Annotated in this window: 4 protein-coding genes; all 4 read left to right on the top strand. The window is 67.9% G+C overall.

The annotated features are described in order from the left end of the window. Window positions 1-311 (top strand): hypothetical protein (locus P8X75_15025; GenBank protein ID MEJ1996494.1); only part of this gene is annotated, 311 nt, incomplete at its 5' end. After that, window positions 259-1,041, top strand: coding sequence for a response regulator transcription factor (locus P8X75_15020; protein MEJ1996493.1), 783 nt, complete (start codon window positions 259-261; stop codon window positions 1,039-1,041). The genes P8X75_15025 and P8X75_15020, both read left to right, overlap by 53 nt. 3 nt (window positions 1,042-1,044) lie before the next feature. Further along, window positions 1,045-2,544, top strand: coding sequence for a HAMP domain-containing sensor histidine kinase (locus P8X75_15015; GenBank protein MEJ1996492.1), 1,500 nt, complete (start codon window positions 1,045-1,047; stop codon window positions 2,542-2,544). 29 nt (window positions 2,545-2,573) lie between these two features. Then, window positions 2,574-3,068, top strand: a 495-nt coding sequence (locus P8X75_15010; protein MEJ1996491.1) for a GNAT family N-acetyltransferase, incomplete at its 3' end; no start/stop codon positions are given.

Raw genomic sequence — 3,068 nt, 5'->3', positions numbered from 1 at the left:
AACCCGAGCCGCCCGGCACCAGCCGCGCCTACAGCCTGGAAGCCGCGCGCCCCTTTCCGCCGGAAAACCTGACCGGCCTGTCGCAGCAGGAGGCGCGGGTCCTGTTCGGCCCTCCCTCGATCGTGTCGCAGGACCCTCCCGCCGAAGTCTGGCGCTACGCCTTTTCGCCGGACTGCCTTTTGACCATGTTCTTCTATCTGGACGTGTCCGCCAGCGCCTGGCGCGTCCTGACCTACGAAGTGGAGCCCGGGAACGGTGATGACGCCAAATGCATCGGTGCGCTCTATGAACGCCACGCAGCAAACAGCTGATACGCCGCGCGGACGGATCCTGCTGGTCGACGACGACCCGCTGTTCCGCGAGTCGATCGCCCAGAACCTGGAGGACGCGGGCTATCAGGTCGCGGACTTCGGGGACGGTCCCAGTTTCCTGGAGGCCTTCACCGAGGAGGAGGGCGCCGACCTTCTCCTGCTCGACTGGAAGATGCCGGAGATGAACGGCATCGAGGTCCTGCGCGCCCTACGCAAGCAGAACACGGAACTGCCGGTGATCTTCCTAACGGTGCTGAGTGACCAAATCTACGAGGAGGCCGCCTTGCTGGGCGGCGCGCTGGACTTCGTGGAGAAGTCCCGGAGCTTCGCCATCATCAAGAAGCGCATCGAGATCATCCTGAAGCTGCACGGCGAGGCCCAGGGGGGAGCGGCGGGCGACGACGGTGAGGGTGAGCTGGAGATCGACGCGCTTCGGCTCGACCTCTCCTCGCACCGCGCCTTCTGGCGCGACAGGGAACTGGGTCTGACCCTGACCGAGTTCGGCATGGTCAAGCTGCTGGCCGAGCGGCCAGGCAAGGACGTCACCTACCGCGATCTCTACGACGTGGTGCACGGCAGCGGGTTCCGCGCGGGTCAGGGGAGTGAGGGCTACCGCGCCAACGTGCGCGCCGCCATCAAGCGGATCCGCCAGAAGTTCAAGGAAAGCGATGCGGATTTCGACCGGATCGAAAACTATCCAGGCTTCGGATACCGCTGGCGCGTCCGTTAGCCCATGGGCGCGGCGCCGCCAAGCCTGCTGCAGCGCTTCAGGCGCTCCTTCGCCGCCAAGCTCGTGGTGTTGCTGATCATCTTCGCGGTGGTCCCGGCCCTGGTCTACGGCCTTCTCATGCGCGCCGATGGAGAGCGCAACGCCCTGGTCCTGCGCGTGGTGCAGGAGGAGGGGCGGCTGATCGCAGAGGCGGTCTTTCCCTATCTGGACGCCTTCACGCCCGCCACCTCCGAACGACTGACCGAGATGCTGCCGCGTCTCGCCTCCGAAGGCACGGCCGTCAAGGTGCTGTTCCGGCCCGAGGGCGAGCCCAACCCCAGCGCCTTCTTCTTCGTCGCTTCGACCCCGCAGCTCGAACGCGAGCAGTTGGAGGAGGAGCGGCGCGAGATCATCGACACCGGGCTCCTGACCCGCTTCCGCGAAAGCTGCGGGTCGGGCGGCTCGCTCGCGGTCCGCTACGTCACCGCGGCGGGTGCGCCCCAGGTCCTGACCCACATCCGCTCCCACCTCGCCGAGAACGGCTGCTGGGTGGTGCTGACGGCGCGCGCGCCCAACGAGTACCTCGCCTCCTCGCTGGAGGAGAACTACTGGAAGACCACCACCATTCAGATCGCCGCTGCGATCTATCTGGTCATGGCGGTTCTGGTCTTCTCCATCTTTTTCGACGCCTGGGCCAACCTGCGCCGCTTTCGGACGACGGCGCGTGAGATCCGCGGCGGGCGCGACGGCGGCGCCTCCTTCGCCGCGCGCAACCGCGTGCCCGAACTGGACAGCGTGGCGGAGGAGTTCGACGATCTGGTGGCCACGCTGCGCCGCTCCGAACGCCTGATCCGGCAGGCCGCGGAAGAGAACGCCCACGCCTTTAAGGCGCCCTTGGCCGTGATCTCCCAGGCGCTGGAGCCGATCCGCAACGCGCTGCCAATGGACGACCGGCGAGCCGAGCGCAGCCTGCGCCTGATCGAGCAGTCGGTGGAGCGGCTCGATGCGCTCATCAGCGCCGCGCGCAAGATCGAGGAGGCGACGGCGGAGATCATGGACCGCCCGCTGGCCACCCTGGACCTCACCCAGCTGCTCGGAAACCTGACGCTCGCCTTCGCGCCGCTGGCCGAGGAGCGCGGCGTCGACCTGAAGCTGGAGCTGGCTCCGGGCCTGCGCGTGACCGGCAACCCCGAGCTGATCGAGACGGCGGTGGAGAACCTTCTGGAGAACGCGCTGGATTTCACCCCCCGGGGCGCGCAGCTCCTGCTCTCGGCGCGGCCGGACCAGCGCGACGCCGTGATCGAGGTGGCCGATGAAGGCCCCGGCGTGCCCCGCGAAGACCTGGAGCGCATCTTCGAGCGCTATGTCTCCATCCGGTCCGGGGAGAGCGCCGGCAGCGCCAACTTCGGCATCGGCCTGTGGATCGTGCGCCGGAACCTGGAGGCCATGGGCGGCAGCGTCTCCGCGAAACGGCGGCCCGAGGGCGGTTTGACTGTGGAAATGCGTCTGCCGCTCGTGACATGATCGCTGGCGGTCAAGCGGCGGAACCCTTCATGTCAGACGTTCTCCAAGACATCTCCATCAAAGCCCTTGCGCCCGAGGCCTTCGAGGCGAGCTTTGCGGGCCTGACGCAGTTGCTTTTCGACTGCGTTCAGGCGGGCGCCAGCGTCAACTTCGTGATGCCCTTCCCGCTGGAGGAGTCGGCGGCCTTCTGGCGCAGGAAGGTCGAGGGGCCCCTGGCGGGAGGGCGCCTGGGCGTTTGGGTCGCCGAACAGGAGAACCGGATCGTCGGCTCGGTCCAGCTCGATCTGGACACGCCGCCCAATCAGCCGCACCGCGCGGAGGTGCGCAAACTTCTGGTGCATCCGGACGTGCGGCGGCGGGGGGTCGGGCGCGCGCTGATGCTCGCCCTGGAAGCCTTCGCGGCAGCGCGCGGGCGTCATCTCCTGACGCTCGACACGCGCTCCGACGATGCGGCGGAGCCGCTCTACCTGGGGCTCGGCTACAGGCCGATCGGGCAGATACCGGGATTCAGCCGCGATCCTTTC

The organism is Limibacillus sp. (assembly GCA_037379885.1).
Taxonomy (GTDB): Bacteria; Pseudomonadota; Alphaproteobacteria; order Kiloniellales; family CECT-8803; genus JARRJC01.
Note: the sequence above shows the minus strand (reverse complement) of the source record. Positions and strands in the feature narration are given on the sequence as shown.